This window comes from Coprococcus sp. LG101-27 (assembly GCF_027695515.1).
Lineage (GTDB): Bacteria > Bacillota > Clostridia > Lachnospirales > Lachnospiraceae > Allocoprococcus > Allocoprococcus comes.
The window spans coordinates 1-1,236 of the sequence record NZ_JAQEUJ010000058.1 but is presented as its reverse complement, the minus strand read 5'-3'; the positions used below and the strand labels follow the sequence as shown (position 1 = coordinate 1,236).

General features: G+C 37.8%; 1 protein-coding gene. It reads left to right on the top strand.

Annotation, left to right across the window (positions count from 1 at the left end; genetic code table 11):
* Positions 1-181: 181 nt before the first annotated feature.
* Positions 182-1,021, top strand: a complete 840-nt coding sequence (locus PG766_RS16815; RefSeq protein WP_021740685.1) for a hypothetical protein — start codon at positions 182-184, stop codon at positions 1,019-1,021.
* Positions 1,022-1,236 lie beyond the last annotated feature (215 nt).

Sequence of the window (1,236 nt, the reverse complement as noted above, 5' to 3'; positions counted from 1 at the left end):
GATTGTGATAATCAGATTGATATGGTCAATCGTGAAAAAGTGGAAGATTTTTGCAAAACAGCGGAGAAAGAAGAACAGGCAGCAGTAGATATTGTACAACCGAACAGAGATTCGCTACAATATTAATTTATGTATAATTATGTTGTAGGTACAAAAATAGTGTGACAGCGAGGTAGAGAAAATGGAAGAGCAGATAAAAAAGATTTATGAAAAGCAGAAAAATGGACGCATCAGGATGATACGGAATGTGCTGTTGATTTATGCAGCATTGATTTGTGTGGTGAGTATTTTCAAAGGAAATCCGTTCCCGCATCAGGAGACAGTACTCTTTTTCGATGTGAAGCAGCCGGGCTGGGTCACGACAGATCCCTGGCTTCTGTGGATTTGCGTGGTGGTTGATCTGATTGCAGGTATATTCATTTTAATCAGGGACATTCTCAGAGATTTTTCAAAAATTGACCGGATTCTGTCACAGCAATGTGATGCAGAAAAATATTCAGAAATGCTGGAAGAGTTGGTAAAGTACGGAAAGAGCTTGGATTATCATGGATTTCAAAAAAGTGTCATGCTGATAGCTGAGTCTAAATATGTAGTTGCACTGATCATAAATGGGCAGTTGCAGAAGGCAGAAGAGTATATAAAGAATGAATGGGAAGGAAAAAGAGAGGGACGTTCCTGGCAGCAGGTCATGACGAATCTCGAACTGTCGAAGAAATATCAGGAGAAAGATGCGGCAGGTTATTCGGCTACATTAGAAAAAGCAGGGAAAGTATTTCAAAAGAATCCACTGTTTATGGCAAAAAATTTGATGCTGAAAGGTGAAGATGAGGCAGCAGTAAGATTACTGGAAAATGATACGGAAAAGCTGCCTTATTATGAGGTTACACGCAGATTCCTGCTGGGAGTATGTTACTACCGAATCGGAAAAGAAGAGCAGGGAAAAGAATGTATGGAATATGTAATTGGGCATGGAAATACGTTGAAGTGCAAAGAAGAAGCGGAAAAATATGTAACAGTGTAAGTAAGGATGTTCTTTAAAATGACAGGGTAACAAAAATGGAGAAGATATAGAGGATGGTAATAAAATAGGATATATCGCACATAAAGATGGTGAATCTGGAGTATACAATTCCTGAAAATAGACTTGGTTTTTAAATATTACAAGTGTAAGATTTAAGGAACAAAAAAATTAGAAGAAAGGAATCGGTGGAAGTGGTTATGTTGTTAAAAAAGATG